1 protein-coding gene is annotated in these 304 nt (G+C 63.8%); it reads right to left on the bottom strand.

All coding sequences use genetic code 11. The annotated features are described in order from the left end of the window. Positions 1-304, bottom strand: a 304-nt coding sequence (locus tag L692_RS32645; protein ID WP_036723270.1) for a hypothetical protein, incomplete at both ends; no start/stop codon positions are given.

Raw genomic sequence — 304 nt, 5'->3', positions numbered from 1 at the left:
CGGCCGGGGGCGGGGCAGCGGAGGATAACTGATCAGATACTACAATTGATGAAGCCGAGAAAGCAGCTTCCCCCGCTTGCCGAGCGGCCGCTTCCGCCATCAGGAGCAGGCATTCCTCCTCGAACGCCGCAGTTTCCCGTGCCAGCTCGGCTATACGAAGCTTAAGCGCTTCCTCCCGGCGCAGCAGCTCATTCCCCTGCTCCGCCAGGCGGAAAATGTCGGGCAGCCCTTCCGGGGACAAATCCTCCGGCAGACCTCGGCGGCGGAGCCATTCCTCGAATCGCGCCGATGTCCCGCGAAAATC

This window comes from Paenibacillus forsythiae T98 (assembly GCF_000520735.1).
Classification (GTDB): domain Bacteria; phylum Bacillota; class Bacilli; order Paenibacillales; family Paenibacillaceae; genus Paenibacillus_AQ; species Paenibacillus_AQ forsythiae.
Note: the sequence above shows the minus strand (reverse complement) of the source record. Positions and strands in the feature narration are given on the sequence as shown.